General features: G+C 48.5%; 18 protein-coding genes and 1 pseudogene. 5 read left to right on the top strand and 14 right to left on the bottom strand.

Annotation, left to right across the window (positions count from 1 at the left end; all coding sequences use genetic code 11):
• Nucleotide 1: 1 nt before the first annotated feature.
• The 4 genes from FDX09_RS10125 to FDX09_RS10110 form a co-directional block, all read right to left on the bottom strand.
• The gene (locus FDX09_RS10125) at nt 2-202 is read right to left on the bottom strand and encodes a hypothetical protein (protein ID WP_038641358.1); all 201 of its coding nucleotides are present in this window, start codon (nt 200-202) and stop codon (nt 2-4) included.
• 129 nt (nt 203-331) lie between these two features.
• Entirely contained in the window at nt 332-577 is a 246-nt protein-coding gene (locus tag FDX09_RS10120) for a hypothetical protein (protein ID WP_071681812.1), read from the bottom strand.
• Nucleotides 578-622: 45 nt separating this feature from the next.
• On the bottom strand, nt 623-856 hold the full coding sequence (locus FDX09_RS10115) for a DinI family protein (protein WP_038641360.1): 234 nt from the start codon (nt 854-856) through the stop codon (nt 623-625).
• A 286-nt stretch (nt 857-1,142) separates the two neighbouring features.
• On the bottom strand, nt 1,143-2,234 hold the full coding sequence (locus FDX09_RS10110) for a permease (RefSeq protein WP_137347144.1): 1,092 nt from the start codon (nt 2,232-2,234) through the stop codon (nt 1,143-1,145).
• A gap of 100 nt (nt 2,235-2,334) precedes the next feature.
• On the opposite strand from FDX09_RS10110, the gene FDX09_RS10105 reads away from it, so the two are divergent.
• The gene (locus FDX09_RS10105; protein WP_038641364.1) at nt 2,335-2,631 is read left to right on the top strand and encodes a metalloregulator ArsR/SmtB family transcription factor; all 297 of its coding nucleotides are present in this window, start codon (nt 2,335-2,337) and stop codon (nt 2,629-2,631) included.
• A gap of 67 nt (nt 2,632-2,698) precedes the next feature.
• Here the strand turns inward: FDX09_RS10105 and arsC are convergent, their stop codons facing one another.
• The 9 genes from arsC to FDX09_RS10060 form a co-directional block, all read right to left on the bottom strand.
• Entirely contained in the window at nt 2,699-3,124 is a 426-nt protein-coding gene (arsC, locus tag FDX09_RS10100; protein ID WP_137347143.1) for a glutaredoxin-dependent arsenate reductase, read from the bottom strand.
• Nucleotides 3,125-3,136: 12 nt separating this feature from the next.
• A complete protein-coding gene (gene arsB / locus FDX09_RS10095; RefSeq protein WP_038641369.1) occupies nt 3,137-4,426 on the bottom strand; it encodes an arsenite efflux transporter membrane subunit ArsB in 1,290 nt (429 codons plus the stop codon).
• 46 nt (nt 4,427-4,472) lie between these two features.
• A complete protein-coding gene (arsA, locus tag FDX09_RS10090; protein ID WP_137347142.1) occupies nt 4,473-6,224 on the bottom strand; it encodes an arsenite efflux transporter ATPase subunit ArsA in 1,752 nt (583 codons plus the stop codon).
• Between the two features lie 17 nt (nt 6,225-6,241).
• Complete coding sequence (gene arsD, locus FDX09_RS10085; protein ID WP_038641374.1) at nt 6,242-6,604, bottom strand: arsenite efflux transporter metallochaperone ArsD; 363 nt, start codon at nt 6,602-6,604, stop codon at nt 6,242-6,244.
• A 47-nt stretch (nt 6,605-6,651) separates the two neighbouring features.
• Complete coding sequence (arsR, locus tag FDX09_RS10080) at nt 6,652-7,005, bottom strand: As(III)-sensing metalloregulatory transcriptional repressor ArsR (protein ID WP_038641375.1); 354 nt, start codon at nt 7,003-7,005, stop codon at nt 6,652-6,654.
• Between the two features lie 123 nt (nt 7,006-7,128).
• Nucleotides 7,129-7,674 (bottom strand): replication protein P, encoded by a 546-nt coding sequence (locus FDX09_RS10075; RefSeq protein ID WP_127785720.1) that lies wholly within the window; start codon nt 7,672-7,674, stop codon nt 7,129-7,131.
• Nucleotides 7,586-8,497 (bottom strand): DnaT-like ssDNA-binding domain-containing protein, encoded by a 912-nt coding sequence (locus tag FDX09_RS23885; RefSeq protein WP_038643236.1) that lies wholly within the window; start codon nt 8,495-8,497, stop codon nt 7,586-7,588. The genes FDX09_RS10075 and FDX09_RS23885 overlap by 89 nt, the downstream gene beginning before the upstream one ends.
• A gap of 252 nt (nt 8,498-8,749) precedes the next feature.
• A complete protein-coding gene (locus FDX09_RS10065) occupies nt 8,750-9,304 on the bottom strand; it encodes a toxin YdaT family protein (RefSeq protein WP_038643237.1) in 555 nt (184 codons plus the stop codon).
• A 3-nt stretch (nt 9,305-9,307) separates the two neighbouring features.
• The gene (locus FDX09_RS10060) at nt 9,308-9,520 is read right to left on the bottom strand and encodes a helix-turn-helix transcriptional regulator (RefSeq protein ID WP_003832309.1); all 213 of its coding nucleotides are present in this window, start codon (nt 9,518-9,520) and stop codon (nt 9,308-9,310) included.
• 105 nt (nt 9,521-9,625) lie between these two features.
• On the opposite strand from FDX09_RS10060, the gene FDX09_RS10055 reads away from it, so the two are divergent.
• Nucleotides 9,626-10,006, top strand: a complete 381-nt coding sequence (locus FDX09_RS10055) for a helix-turn-helix domain-containing protein (protein WP_003832307.1) — start codon at nt 9,626-9,628, stop codon at nt 10,004-10,006.
• 375 nt (nt 10,007-10,381) lie between these two features.
• Here the strand turns inward: FDX09_RS10055 and FDX09_RS10050 are convergent, their stop codons facing one another.
• Nucleotides 10,382-10,696: a hypothetical protein gene (locus FDX09_RS10050; RefSeq protein WP_071681809.1), complete on the bottom strand. Its 315-nt coding sequence runs from the start codon at nt 10,694-10,696 to the stop codon at nt 10,382-10,384.
• An 84-nt stretch (nt 10,697-10,780) separates the two neighbouring features.
• On the opposite strand from FDX09_RS10050, the pseudogene FDX09_RS23880 reads away from it, so the two are divergent.
• The 3 genes and pseudogenes from FDX09_RS23880 to FDX09_RS10040 all read left to right on the top strand — a co-directional run.
• Nucleotides 10,781-10,924 (top strand): annotated as a pseudogene (locus FDX09_RS23880) (hypothetical protein); the annotation flags it as partial.
• Between the two features lie 45 nt (nt 10,925-10,969).
• Complete coding sequence (locus FDX09_RS10045) at nt 10,970-11,308, top strand: Rrf2 family transcriptional regulator (protein WP_225624057.1); 339 nt, start codon at nt 10,970-10,972, stop codon at nt 11,306-11,308.
• A 141-nt stretch (nt 11,309-11,449) separates the two neighbouring features.
• Nucleotides 11,450-13,921 (top strand): exonuclease, encoded by a 2,472-nt coding sequence (locus FDX09_RS10040; RefSeq protein WP_137347141.1) that lies wholly within the window; start codon nt 11,450-11,452, stop codon nt 13,919-13,921.
• Nucleotides 13,922-13,927 lie beyond the last annotated feature (6 nt).

Genomic DNA, 13,927 nt, shown 5'->3' with positions numbered 1-13,927 from the left:
TTCACCTCCAGATCCGCTGTTGCCAGGTTCTGTCCTGGCGAGGAGGCTTAGATGCTTCCGGCAAGAACGCGCTGATCGTCCAGTGAATAAAGTCATTATCCAGACTACGCTCGGTCTTAATCTGCTTTGCTTTATAGCTGGCTTCCAGTTCGTCAGCCTGCTCAGTGGTGAGATGTGTATGTTGAAACCAGCTTTTCTTCATAACGCACCTCTGGATGCGGCAAAAAGAAAATCGCTGGCGTTGGTTAACGTCAGTATGAGGGATTGCTTGAATTGATCTTGCGCCATGGGGCTTTTCTCCTGTGGCGCAGCAGGTATAGGTTGTTCAGGCCTATGACGGGAGTGTAACAGATTTTTGGGTAACGCGATAACCAGCCCTTTCCAGCATCTGGGTAAACAACGTAGGTGTACCAATAATTTCATTATCCTGAAGAGGCATGAAAGACACCATGCTACCGCGACGGTACATCAGGGCGCGCTCACACTCAGGAAATGATTGCAGCCTGGCAACGATGACTCCATCGTGACATCTGATGACTGCGTAGCCTTTTTTGGGCAATCCTAATTTTTCTTTCACTTAAACTCCCCCATGCAAACGGGATAAAAGTAACACCCAAAATAATTAATAAAACCAGTCGTCAGCACTTTCCCAGGTTTCCTGGAGGATAGTCTCAATTTTCTTTTTATCTTCCTTGTCACCACCAAACACACTTAAACCATCGGAGCCTGCACGTCGTATGCTCAAGCTGCAATTCTCATAGTGGTTTCCCAACCTTTTAAGCAATTCTTTCTCCAGCGCCGGAACTGCTCCCTTTGGAAGTTCTTTAGTACGATCAATGGTTAGTTCAACTTTCATATTAGCCTCCACTGCATATACTGTATATTTGTACAGTACACCGATACATTGAAATGATCAATGACTTAAGAGCACAAATTGTTAACCTTAGCCTATAAATGAGATGCAAAAAAAACCCGCCGAAGCGGGTTCAATCCAATGAGGACTTGTTGTTTTGACACCATTGTAAGTATTGAGATATCAACGTCCTTAAATTTGGATAACTGCTTTGATTGGGATTGATTGCGCAACTTTCATATGCTCGTCTCCCCCTGCAACTTTTTCAGGTTCTGTCTAACATACCCAATCAAAATAACAACTGTGTCAGGTATCCCATAATAATCGCCATGCCCAAAATAACGGTCAGAAATGCAGCAATCAAGGGTGTTTTGAACATTGATTTAAGCAGTATTACTTCCGTCAGACTAGCTCCTGCGCTACCAATAATCAGAGCCATTACTGCTCCCGTTCCCATGCCTTTATCCATCAAGACTGATGCCAACGGAATTACTGCCTCAGCACGTATATACAACGGTATTCCAATAATTGCACTTAGTGGAATCGCAAACGGATTATCATTCCCAGCATGAGCAGCAATCCACTCTGCAGGTATAAAACCGTAGATAAACGACCCTATAACAATACCTAACATCATATAAGGTAATACATCTTTAAATTGAGTCCAGGCATCCTGAAATGCCAGTCGTATCGCACCAGGCTCTCTTACTACACTTTTCGGGAAGAATTGTTTATTTGTTTGGCCCGTCTCGCAGCTCAATTCACAATTTGTGCCCCGAAATGCTGAGAAACTCTTAAACGTTTCTTGTGGTTTAGAACAACTATTAGCCCCTATGTCCTGTTGATTTGATACAGAGCAGCAAGCTGAAACACTCTGTAGTTTAGTTTCAGGAGTTTTTCCACTGCTAACACCACAACAGCTAGCCAGCGGTTTTGATGTTTCGACAATATGTCGGTCAAAACCAAGCACATCTAACAAAATACTTGCCAGTACGGAAACTGTTGCAGCTATAACAGCGTATAGCAGGGTAACTTTCCAACCAAAAGTAACCCACATCAGACCAGTGATTATCGGGTTAAGCAGAGGTGAAACAAACAAGAATGTAAGTGTTGGACCGAAGCCTGCTTTTGCTGATAACAGTCCGCGTAACATGGGAATTGTAGAGCAGCTGCAAAACGGTGTTACAGCTCCTAACAGCGATGCAAGTATGTAACCTCTCCCCTTTCTCGCCCCTAACATTCTTTGAATCTTTTGGTCCGGAATTTTTTGCCTGATAAGGCTAACACCCGCACTAATCAGAAAAAAAAGCGCAGACAACTCGACAGCAAGAAACAAGAACATCTCTGCCGCGTTAGTAAACATAGAAATCCAGCTATTCATGAAACCCCCTATAAACCATATTTCTAGAATAATCGAATTATTGAGGTTAGATCAACATATTTCTGGTATTATCGAAATATCAATAGATGAGGAAGGTACCATGCAACTAGAAGAAGTAGCTAAAGCTATGAAAGAATTAGGACATCCAACACGTTTGTTTATTTTCAAACACCTTGTTAAAGCCGGTGAACAAGGTTTACCTGTAGGTGATCTACAAAAACAACTTGCGATTCCATCTTCAACACTGAGTCATCATATATCCGCTCTTGTTTCCGTAGGTCTGGTCAAACAAAATCGCGAAAGCCGCTCCTTAATCTGCGTTTCTCAATATGACAAGTTAGAGTCGATTATTGATTTTCTACGCGAAGAATGTTGCATCAACAGTCCAAAGATTTAAATCGAGGCAATCCATTGTTTTTATTTGATAAAGGAGCCGCCTAAATAACAGGCGGCTCTCCTGTCGCTTATTTCAATTTTTTGCCTGCATCATCAACGACTTTCTCGCCATCTTCCTTGGCGAAAGCCCCTTTCTGAGCATCAGGAAGGATATCCAGAACAACTTCAGAAGGACGGCACAGTTTGGTTCCCAGCGGTGTTACCACGATGGGGCGATTAATCAGGATCGGATGCTGCAACATAAAGTTAATTAACTGGTCGTCAGTAAATTTATCTTCGGCAAGACCCAGTTCCTCATATGGCTCGACGTTCTTACGTAGTAACGCCCGGACGGAAATGCCCATATCAGCAATGAGTTTGACCAGCTCATCGCGTGAAGGTGGAGTCTCAAGGTAAAGAATAATGGTCGGCTCATTACCGCTGTTGCGGATCATCTCAAGCGTGTTACGCGACGTGCCGCAGGCAGGATTGTGATAAATGGTGATGTTGCTCATATCAGTATCTCATTACAAAGTGAAAGAGAGACGTAGCGCCAGCGCTGCCAGCGTTACAAACAGCACAGGCAGAGTCATGATAATCCCGGTGCGGAAATAGTATCCCCACGTGATGGTCATATTCTTCTGTGAAAGTACATGTAGCCAGAGCAGCGTTGCCAGGCTACCAATAGGTGTGATTTTCGGCCCCAGATCGCAGCCAATCACGTTGGCATAAATCATCGCCTCTTTGATGACGCCGGTTGCGGTACTGCCATCAATAGAAAGAGCGCCAACCAGCACGGTAGGCATGTTGTTCATGATGGAAGACAGGAAAGCCGTCAGGAAGCCAGTACCCAGCGTCGCGGCCCAGAGTCCTTTATCAGCCAGCACGTTCAGAACACCTGAAAGATATTCGGTTAGCCCTGCGTTGCGCAGACCGTAAACTACCAGGTACATCCCCAATGAGAAGATGACGATCTGCCAGGGTGCACCATGTAGCACTTTACCAGTGTTAATGGCATGGCCTCGTTTCGCCACTGCAAACAGAATTATCGCCCCAACCGCTGCAATCGCACTAACGGGAATACCGAGCGGCTCGAGGACGAAGAAACCAACAAGCAGGAGAATCAGAACTATCCAGCCAGTGCGGAATGTAGCCGTATCTTTTATTGCCTCTGTTGGTTTCTTTAGGAGGGCCAGATCGTAAGTTGGCGGGATGTCCTTGCGGAAAAACAGATGCAGCATAATTAGTGTGGCAATAATGGCGGCGATATCGACCGGTACCATCACCGATGCATATTCGGTGAATCCCAGACCAAAGAAGTCCGCCGAAACAATATTCACCAGGTTCGACACGATAAGCGGCAGGCTGGCAGTATCGGCAATAAACCCGGCTGCCATGACGAATGCCAGCGTGGTACCTTTGCTGAATCCTAATGCCAGCAGCATAGCAATAACGATTGGTGTCAAAATAAGTGCCGCACCATCGTTGGCAAACAGTGCCGCCACCGCTGCGCCGAGCAGGACGATATAGGTAAAGAGCAAACGGCCACGACCGTTACCCCAGCGTGAAACATGCAATGCCGCCCATTCGAAAAAGCCTGATTCATCGAGCAGCAGGCTGATGATAATCACCGCAATAAAGGTCGCTGTCGCGTTCCAGACGATATTCCACACCACCGGAATATCGCCTATATGCACAACGCCAGAAATCAAAGCCAGGCCCGCGCCCAGCGTTGCACTCCAGCCGATCCCTAATCCTTTCGGTTGACAGATAACCAAGACAATGGTCAGGACAAAAATAGCGCCTGCCAGTAACATACACCCTCCTGACAGGGCGGATCTGCCGCCCTGTATAAACAAAAAATTAACTCGCCAACTCTCTGAGTTTTTCAATACCTGTTGGCTCAGAAGCCAGTACCGGAACGAGCGCTATATGGTCAGCGTGCTGATTCTTAACAGCCTCAATCTGAGGCTGTTCCTGCTGAGCGCGCTGGCAAAGCAACGGAGAACGCGTATCCGCGATGGAAAGGCTGTTATTGATAATCCAGCCCCATGGATGAATCCCCGCTCTTTCAAGGTCAGCCTGTAGGCTTGCCGCTTCCAGTACCGGTGTGGTTTCAGGCAGAGTGACCAGCAGAACTTTGGTTCGTTCCGGATCCTGAAGCTGCATCATTGGGGTAGTAAAATGACCTTTCTCCCCCATTTTTTTGGCAATCTCTCGGTGGTAAGCCCCGGTAGCATCCAGCAACAACAGCGTGTGCCCAGTGGGAGCTGTATCCATGACAACAAACCGCTTACCTGCTTCACGAATCACTCGGGAAAAAGCCTGGAACACGGCAATTTCTTCAGTACAGGGAGAACGTAAATCTTCTTCCAATAGCCGTTTCCCTGCTTCGTCCAGATCTTTTCCCTTCGTCTCAAGAACATGCTGGCGATAGCGTTCGGTTTCATCGTGAGGGTTGATGCGGCTGACCTGCAGGTTTTTGAGGCTGCCGTTCAGCGTTGTACTCAGGTGCGCAGCGGGATCAGAGGTGGTGAGATGCACGTCATATCCCATGTCTGCCAGCCTTACGGCGATGGCAGCAGCCATCGTGGTTTTCCCTACACCACCTTTGCCCATCAACATAATCAGGCCATGTTCACTGCGGGCGATATCATCGACCAGGTCAGAGAGCGATAAGTTTTCAGGCGTGTACAGGACGTTCGGTACCGGGAGCGGTAATGCATCAAAACGGGTATCCAGCAACCCCTTCAACGCAGACACACCAACCATATTTACTGGCTGGAGTAATAAGGTATCTCTCGGTAGCTCAGATAAACCAGCAGGAAGATTTGCCAGTGCTTCCTGCTCCCGTTGCCATATCGCAGCAGCCAGCGCGTCATGTTCAGCTTCGGCTTTAGGCAGCACACCATTAATAACCAGGTACTGGTTTTTCAGGCCAATTGCGGCCAGTTCTTCATGGGTGCGGGCTACTTCCTGCAGCGTAGATTTTTGCAGTCGTGCAACCAGAACCAGGCGGGTACGTTCAGGATCGGACAACGCCTCTACCGCATGAGCATACTGCTCACGCTGCTTTTCCAGCCCGGCCATTGGGCCAAGACAGGAAGCACCATCCGGATTACTTTCAATGAAACTACTCCAGGCACCGGGAAGCTGGAGAAGGCGAATCGTGTGGCCCGTCGGCGCTGTATCAAAAATGATGTGATCGAAGCGGGTCAGCAGGGAAGCGTCTGTCAATAAGCCGGTGAACTCATCAAACGCCGCAATCTCAGTCGTACAGGCTCCTGAAAGCTGCTCGCTGATACTGTTAACAACGTCTTCAGGCAGAAGACCTTTGATAGGATCAACGATTCTGGAGCGGTATTGTTGGGCAGCTTCCTGAGGGTCAATCTCCAGAGCGGAAAGTCCAGTAACTGCTGTCACAGAGCGAATGGTGTTACCGATAGCCTGGTCGAATACCTGACCGACATTGGAGGCTGGATCTGTACTGACCAGCAAAACCCGCTTACCTTGTTCGGCAAGGCGGATAGCCGTCGCGCAGGAAATGGACGTTTTTCCTACGCCACCCTTGCCAGTAAAAAACAGGTAAGGCGGGATATTCTGTAAGAATTTCATATGTCCTCCTGACATATTCAGCAACAGGAAGTATTACCACCACAGCAGCTGGTGGGAGCTAACCCTACCTTCTCCAGCGGAATACCGAACCAGCGAGCCAGCTCAGCGCGTTTTGGGTATCGCCCAGCCATCACCGTTTCACCGTCCAACAGCAGTAGCGGAAGCCCTTCTGCTCCAGATGCTTCGAGGAATACTTTCGCTTTCTCATTATGAACAAAGCTCATGGGCTGCTGCGCCAGGTTATAACGTTCAACCTGTACGCCACGTCCTTTCAGCCACTGCACATCAGCAGAGAAATCAACCAGAACCTGATCGACATCTGAGCCACATACGCCGGTACTGCAGCACATTGCCGGGTCAAACACCGTTAACGTCTTCATTCTGAATACCTCACATTCGAAAAATCATATATGTTCAGGCAAATTTTTTAGATGCAAACAGCCTTACCGCTACCAAAGCAGTTTGCCGATGCCAGCTTACGGGCGATGGCCTGTACGTCGTCCTGTTGGCTTAACCAAGCCTGCTCAATTACCTGAGCAGCCCATGACGGAATATGCGGAGATAAGCGGTAGTGAACCCACTTGCCCTGCTTGCGATCCAGTAATAATCCACTTTCCCGGAGCATTGCCAGATGACGGGAGATCTTGGGCTGCGACTGATCCAGCGCCGTACAGAGATCGCACACGCATAGCTCTCCCATTTCTCTAAGCAGCAACACGATGCCCAGCCGAGTTTCATCGGAAAGGTTTTTGAAGAGTTGTAGAGAAGTTAGTTCAGCCATTTTAGTCTCCTGAATTCTCTCCGTAGTTTCCTGCAATAGTTGAGTGTCGTCAACCATCACATTCGAAAATTCGAATACGATGGCTATGTGGTTTTAATATCAGATTTACTGATTGTTCATTATTCAATTTGTTAATCCTGCCGCTTTTCGACGCCTGTATTCATCTATCAGTAATTGTGCTGGCGTTGGTCCTGCCGGATGGCGCGGCGCTTCCAGTTGACGTCGAATTGGTGGGACACTTAGTCCATTACCAACATGCTTCGACCACTTCGTGAGTAACTTTTCTGCCAGTCGTTTCAGCTCCCCCTCTGTCATTTGTCGTTCTACGCCCGTTCTGCGCATTTCAATGCAGATGTGATACAGCACGGGCTGAGGCCATGGATATTTATCGCTTCCTGAATACCGATATGACTCATTGCGCCAGCGCCGGTATTCCGTCATAACCTGCTCCGATTTCAGTCCGAATGGATTCGCCCCACTCTCTGAAACCAGAGAAACAAACTCAGCCAGGTCAGGCGGCCATGTATTTCCCATCGCGCAGCGCTCCATGCATTGCTGACAGACCAGCCGAATTTGAGGTTCAGTCATCGAACCTATCTGGGCTATCCAGATAGGCGAAGGCTCCGCCCCGTTCTTCTGGGTCCATCGGTTCGAATACACCTCCCCCATGACCTGCCACAGTCGCCAGGCTGTTTCCGTCGCCATCAAGTCCATTCCTGCGGCGCCACTCTGCGTGTGCTGACTGAATTTGCTGAACTGCCCGGGATGCTGTTGGTTCTGATCCTGCTCCCACATGACTGTTACCTCCGGTTTCTGGTTTTACCTGCGTTCTCACCCGGGCTACATGTCGGGCAAATTTTTGTTCCCACTGGATTTGAGTAAAAACTTTCCCTTCCGACTCCCAATACGCGGTGAATTCTGCGAGTTCAGTCAGAAGGTAATCTGGTTCAGGCAGGGGGATACCCCACGATGCAGCGCGCTGTCGGAAGTCTCTGGAGGGAAGCCAGCTATCTGTCATGCTGAATTTCCCGATCGGTTCATCAACACCGTCCAGGTATCGGGGCATGACCGGGGATGGCGGTTCATCCCCATTCGGATTTTTCATCGCGCCCGCGTTAAGAGAGGGGTTTAAGATCTGTTTACTGCTAACTGCTTTCTGGATACCTGATGGCAAAGGTTTAGCCAAAGACTTAGCCTTATCCTTAGGCAAAGCGAAAGCCTTATCAAAAGCCGTCCCCATAGCGTCAGAAACCCCGTAGCAGGCGGCTTTGAGAGCTTCATATGCTTTATCTTTCAGTGAACATTCAGGCAGTAATTCAAACGATCTTGCCCATGATTTGATCACGTTCACTGATGCTGGAGGGTTATGTTTCACCGCGTTAGGCAACCAAAAAACTCTGGCTTTAAGGTCGGCTTCCACCATACCTAACGCTATGGCTTCGCCTAAGGCTAAGTCGAAGGCTTCGACATCCCAGTTTAATTCTTCGGCCATAGCCGCCCTTCCCGCCTTATACAGCCCGGGTATAATCCCCGTGAATGGGCCTGTAAGCAGGTAAATAAACAGACTCTGCCCACTTGGCGGGAGTGGTGATAAGGCTCGAAATTTAGGATCATCCCACATGGTGATCTTCACCTTACGGTAAGGCTCGTTACTAGCCTTACTCTTAGGCATGGCCTTAGCCAAAGGATTAGGCATACTTCACCCCGCGAGTTGCAGTAATAATGGTCATTGGTCAAAACTCGATTAAAACAATTGCGGCGCTACGGCGCTTATACTCGCCAGTAGTGGTCCCGCCGCGTCAGCAGGTAACATGTTGAACAATGCGATTGCCGCCTCACGAATTTCCTTCTCGAGCTTTTGTAATGGCGCGCCGATTAATTTCGCATGGTGTGCCTCACTGCACTCTTTGATTGCGTTCGCCACCAGCTCTGCTTCTGTGCTCGCATTACTTAACCCGTGCTTTCTGGCGATCTGAACTGGCATAGCAGCAATAATTGAACCTGACAGCTGCATAACGTAAGCCGTGTACTTTTCCGAACCGCCCTCGTTTTTCAGGTATCGGAATAAATTCTGTTTATTAACAGCAATTCCCCGTCCATCTGCTTTGGCCCACTCTTCAGCCACCAGCTGAGTGATCCGTTCCTGTGCCTGTCCTGGTAATGTCGATTCCCATTCACGAACGGCGGCCAATATGGCACGGTGCTGAATGCCGTCACGGCGCTGGGGTTTAAATTGATTTTGCGATTTCACCGGAGCGGCTACTCGTGGTTTATTATGGGTATAAGCTACTGATTGCATCATTCAGACCTCGCTTTGTGGCGGAAATACACTATCAAGAGAGCAGGTGCGCCCTAACTCGTTAAGCTTCTCCACAATCAATCTGCATTCCGGTAGGCCTGGTTGGCGTGTTCCGTTCTCATAATTTGAGAGCCTTGACTGACGCCACCCGAATAATTTGGCTAATTGCTCTTGAGTTAAACCGAGCGCTTGCCGTTCTTTGGCGATGTTGTTCATCTTGTCCTCACATATAGTGTTTAGCTGAATTAAACACACAATGTGTTAGATAGTCAAGACGAAACGTTCTTTGAGCGTTAACACGTAACGTGGTAAAAATCAGTAATGAATATAAACACTGCAATTGCCGCCAGACTGAAGCAACTACGCGAACAGAAAAATATGTCGCAATCTAAACTCGCAGAGTTATGTGGGTGGGCTCAGTCACGCATCGGGAACTATGAAGCAGGTCGCCGCAATGTTGGCGTTGACGACGCTATAACGATATCTAAAGCTCTCGGCATTAGCCCGGCTGAGCTAATGTTTGGTGATGATCACGCCGAATCATGGTTAACGCCAAAACATCGTAAGTTGATTACTCTTTTTGACCAGTTGCCGGAGTCTGAACAAGACAGAATGATCGATACCTTTCAATTACGGCTGAAAGAAATTGATGAGTATGTTGAGAAATACCTTCGGGGACGATTAAAGCCAACTGACGACTAAGCTACAATTTTCAGCACTCTAACCAGCCTCCTTGGCTGGTTTTTTTATGCCTTTCCCACTCCCTTTTCCCATATCGTTATCATCAACACCACCTTAAACACATGCTGTGTTGACTTTTAAACACATTTAGAGTTTAAATATAAACACATTTTGAAAAACGTCATCGAGGCAGGACGCCCACGAAGTAGTTGCCGGCGGCATACGAATCACCGGATGAGATGGCGAACATTAATGCGCAGCAGTCAGTACCGTTCCGCTTGCCAGCGATAAGGCTAAATGAAGAACCCCCTGTATCACTGTTACTGGACACAGGGACAGAATGTTGAGGGAAACATTATGAGGATCGAAATAACTAAAGTTGGAGGCAAGGTTTGCTTAGTCATATCCCCTATCAAGTTCTCTGTCGCGGATCGCATAGCTACTGCCATGGAAAACAGCGAAATCGTTGCAGCTCTTGGTGCTTATTTCACAGCCATTGGAGAGGCACCAAACGGAGAACTCGTTGGGCTCTATCTCTATTTTAATAACTTGGATACCGCTACGTTCGTAACGCTCAATCATTTGATTGAAACGGATGAGCCAGTCCCGATAGTCATCAGGTAATACCCACGAATCGGTCAGAACTTCTTTACAGGAATCATACTGTGCGCGGTTCTTGAACCAAAAAACACTTATTGGTCGAGCGGCCATTTTTATGTCCTTGCTGGCTAGATGGGAAATACCAGCTTACCACCGAGCCTGAAATGGAGAAATGACCGGTAAAACAAGGAAACCAAAATGATTGATTTTGCGCGTAAACCAGTGCGGTGTCAGGCCGTACATCTAAATCGCATTGAAGTAATCATTCGACTGTTTTGCTACATGCTCGCCCAGAAGGGCGACCCGTCTGCCGACCAACAGACTGCAGTTCGTTCATAACGAGTTTGACCAATGGCTGTTGCCAGCATCAGTAAGGAAGTGACTATGGAATTTGGAATGAAACGTGTGGTGGCATCTGTTCAGGTGGTTGCCATCCTCAACAGGATTTACAACGGCAGCCCTGTTTCCGTCGCATCTATCAGTAAAGAATCAAAGCTGTCTGTGTCTTACCTCGAGCAGATTTTCTCGAAGCTGCGCAGAAGTGAAATCGTCACCAGCCAGCGTGGCGCTGGTGGCGGGTACCACCTTAGCAAAGCAAACCCCAGCGTGGCTGACGTCGTTCGCGCCGTTACTCACACGCCTGATTCATTTGAGCCCGTGCTGAATGCTCTGGAGTGGGTCCCCGTCGCACAGCTGGCGCAGGGAAAATCCCCTACCCCATAAAGCACAAAACCCGCGCAAGGCGGGTTAAGTACCCGGTCAGCCGACCAAAGCTTTCCGGAACGAGTTTTGACCAATAACCACTACCTTAGGCGGCGATCATCAGCTGCCGGGTATCTTACAATCCTATGGAGCCCGAACGCAATGTTAACGTATGCGTATCTTATTAAAGCCAAAGCGAAAGCAACTGAGGCAAAAAACCTGTTTTGCTGGTTCTCTGCGAAATCAGATTCCCGTGCAGAACGCGAAATACTCAATATTCTCGAAGACAACGATATTGCCGTCGGTCGTGGCGCCGACTATCAATTACCTGTCCGCACCAACTGGTTTGTTGTTGACGATCTTCCTGAGGAAAACACACTTGATGACACATGGTGCGATCATTACGAACTGGCAGAAGACCAGCAAACGTGGCAACTGAAACAGAAGCCGGATAATGAAAATCTGGAGGCTTCCAGCCAGCAAAAACCTGAAACCTCCAGTGCCAATGTACCCACCAGCGATGCGCCAGCATTGCTCCGCCCCATATCTCGCCTGCGCCTGTCTCAGCGGCTGATTGCGCACCTGTTAAATGACGGTGAAGAGAAGGAAATCAGTGAAGCACGGCACGTCCAGATCGGGCAAATGGTACTGGACGAAAATGATCTCTATGTACAAAACCTGTTACTGGCCATTGCGAATGTGCGGTCGGTGAAAGAACTTTCTGCTCATGTTGAGTGGAAGCTGGCAAATGCAATAAAAGAAGTCTTTGACCGTGAGCAGGTCTATACCGTTGCTTCATTTGAGCAATTTATTTCCGAATGGATTGAAGAACCAGAAAAGCGGGCTCTTACCGTTCAGGAGTGGGTTAATGATAAGAAAGCACGAGTTGCGGGTGATGAACATGCCACTCCACCTGTAACGCCAGAGCTTATTACCGTTGCGACTCTGCCGCTACGCCAGCGCCTCTTAGCTCAGTTTATTTCTGAAGAATATGCTTACCATATTGATACTGAGCAGAAGAAAACCATTCAGGAACTCGAGCTGGATGTAGATAACAGCTATGTGCAGAACCTGCTGCTTGCCGCCGAGAATGTAGAACCATTCAGGAAAGCGCCAGAGATCGATATCTGGAAGATCGTCAGCGCGCTGAAAACCGTTTTTCCGGTTGATGGAAAACGAGTTGATCTGGTCACCGTTATTCAGTTCTTTAAGGCCTGGTTCAACACTGAACACATTGACCGTGGGCTGCTGGTTAAAGAGTGGTGTAAAGGCAATCGCGTGTCGCAGATTCAGCGCACTGACTCCGGAACCAACGCTGGCGGCAGCAATGGGACCGATCGCAACCCGGAACTTGTCCACACGCTGGACACTCTGGACATTGATATTGCGCTGGCCACACTTCCAATGGATTTCAACATCTACGATATTCCTGGTGGCGTTTTCCGTCGTGCAAAAGAGGTCATTGCTAAAAACGAAAGCCCGTTCAAAGAGTGGTCCGTCGCCCTGCGCAAACGTGCTGGCATCCTGGATTATTCCCGTGCTGCTATTTTCGCGCTTATTCGCAGTGCAGAAGAAAACGCTCACCATTTCCCAGAGCTGCTGAGCCGTTACATCAATAAGAACCTGACTGAAACCGACCACCAGCACCCAACTGAAGAAACCCTGGCGGCAGCCGGTCACGTGCCAGAAAAAAGTTGGGAAAACGAGATTAACGAGAAAGTCACAGCTGAACAGAAGGCAGGAGTTGAACAACCAGAAATCGCCAACATGGGCAACGGCATGTTCTCCATCGATGGCCTGATGGGGAACCAGCAAGCGCCAGCGCTTTCTGTCGTAGACCAGGTACGCCAGCGTGCCGTCGAGGATAAGTTACATCATACCCATACAGAGGAAGCCACCAGCGATGTGCAGATGGAAGAAACTGACAACAACGAAATCAAAGCTAATCCTGAAGTGTCTCAGAGCGAAACAGCAGTTTTGCCAGTTAAAAGCGCTGATGCAACTGGTGACGCGTCAGCTTCCCTGAATAATGAACCCGTTCACCATATTGAAACGGATCCCCTGAACGCTTTCTATACTCACCTGATGGTTGATATGGAAACCATGGGCAACGGTCCTGATGCCCCAATAGTCTCTATCGGCGCTGTATTTTTTGATCCTTCAACTGGTAACACTGGCGCCGAGTTTTACCAGGTTGTCAGTCTTGAATCATCGATGTTGTTTGGGATGAAACCGGATGCGTCGACGATTCAGTGGTGGTTGAAACAATCATCTGAAGCCCGCTCTGCCATTCTTGTTGATGAAGCTATGGGGCTGCGTGAATCCCTTGAACTTCTGGCTGACTTTATTGCTGAAAATGCTGCTAACGGTAGTCACACCGTTCAGATGTGGGGTAATGGATGCTCCTTTGATAACGTAATTCTTCGCCGCGCATACGCGTTAACAGATACCCCCTTCGCTGTTCCGTTCTGGAATGACAGGGACGTAAGGACCATTGTTGAACTGGGCAAATCTGTCGGTATCAACCCACGCCACGACATCCCGTTTGAAGGTGATCTGCATAATGCGCTTTCTGACGCCCGGCATCAGGTCAAATACGTCTCTGCAATCTGGCAACGTCTGACCGCAAACTGATTATTG

Origin of the sequence: Citrobacter sp. wls717, assembly GCF_005280955.1 — a bacterium.
Lineage (GTDB): Bacteria > Pseudomonadota > Gammaproteobacteria > Enterobacterales > Enterobacteriaceae > Citrobacter > Citrobacter werkmanii.
This window is presented reverse-complemented; position numbering and strand designations above follow the sequence as displayed.

Excerpts from the sequence above, each read along its gene's own strand:
- FDX09_RS10125 (WP_038641358.1), bottom strand. The coding sequence starts at position 202 with ATGAAGAAAAGCTGGTTTCAACATACACATCTCACCACTGAGCAGGCT.
- FDX09_RS10065 (WP_038643237.1), bottom strand. The coding sequence starts at position 9,304 with ATGCAATCAGTAGCTTATACCCATAATAAACCACGAGTAGCCGCTCCG.
- arsB (WP_038641369.1), bottom strand. The coding sequence starts at position 4,426 with ATGTTACTGGCAGGCGCTATTTTTGTCCTGACCATTGTCTTGGTTATC.
- arsD (WP_038641374.1), bottom strand. The coding sequence starts at position 6,604 with ATGAAGACGTTAACGGTGTTTGACCCGGCAATGTGCTGCAGTACCGGC.
- arsC (WP_137347143.1), bottom strand. The coding sequence starts at position 3,124 with ATGAGCAACATCACCATTTATCACAATCCTGCCTGCGGCACGTCGCGT.
- FDX09_RS10050 (WP_071681809.1), bottom strand. The coding sequence starts at position 10,696 with ATGGCCGCTCGACCAATAAGTGTTTTTTGGTTCAAGAACCGCGCACAG.
- arsA (WP_137347142.1), bottom strand. The coding sequence starts at position 6,224 with ATGAAATTCTTACAGAATATCCCGCCTTACCTGTTTTTTACTGGCAAG.
- FDX09_RS23885 (WP_038643236.1), bottom strand. The coding sequence starts at position 8,497 with ATGGCCGAAGAATTAAACTGGGATGTCGAAGCCTTCGACTTAGCCTTA.
- FDX09_RS10040 (WP_137347141.1), top strand. The coding sequence starts at position 11,450 with ATGTTAACGTATGCGTATCTTATTAAAGCCAAAGCGAAAGCAACTGAG.
- FDX09_RS10045 (WP_225624057.1), top strand. The coding sequence starts at position 10,970 with ATGGAATTTGGAATGAAACGTGTGGTGGCATCTGTTCAGGTGGTTGCC.
- arsR (WP_038641375.1), bottom strand. The coding sequence starts at position 7,005 with ATGGCTGAACTAACTTCTCTACAACTCTTCAAAAACCTTTCCGATGAA.
- FDX09_RS10110 (WP_137347144.1), bottom strand. The coding sequence starts at position 2,234 with ATGAATAGCTGGATTTCTATGTTTACTAACGCGGCAGAGATGTTCTTG.
- FDX09_RS10060 (WP_003832309.1), bottom strand. The coding sequence starts at position 9,520 with ATGAACAACATCGCCAAAGAACGGCAAGCGCTCGGTTTAACTCAAGAG.
- FDX09_RS10115 (WP_038641360.1), bottom strand. The coding sequence starts at position 856 with ATGAAAGTTGAACTAACCATTGATCGTACTAAAGAACTTCCAAAGGGA.
- FDX09_RS10105 (WP_038641364.1), top strand. The coding sequence starts at position 2,335 with ATGCAACTAGAAGAAGTAGCTAAAGCTATGAAAGAATTAGGACATCCA.
- FDX09_RS10075 (WP_127785720.1), bottom strand. The coding sequence starts at position 7,674 with ATGGGGGAGGTGTATTCGAACCGATGGACCCAGAAGAACGGGGCGGAG.
- FDX09_RS10055 (WP_003832307.1), top strand. The coding sequence starts at position 9,626 with ATGAATATAAACACTGCAATTGCCGCCAGACTGAAGCAACTACGCGAA.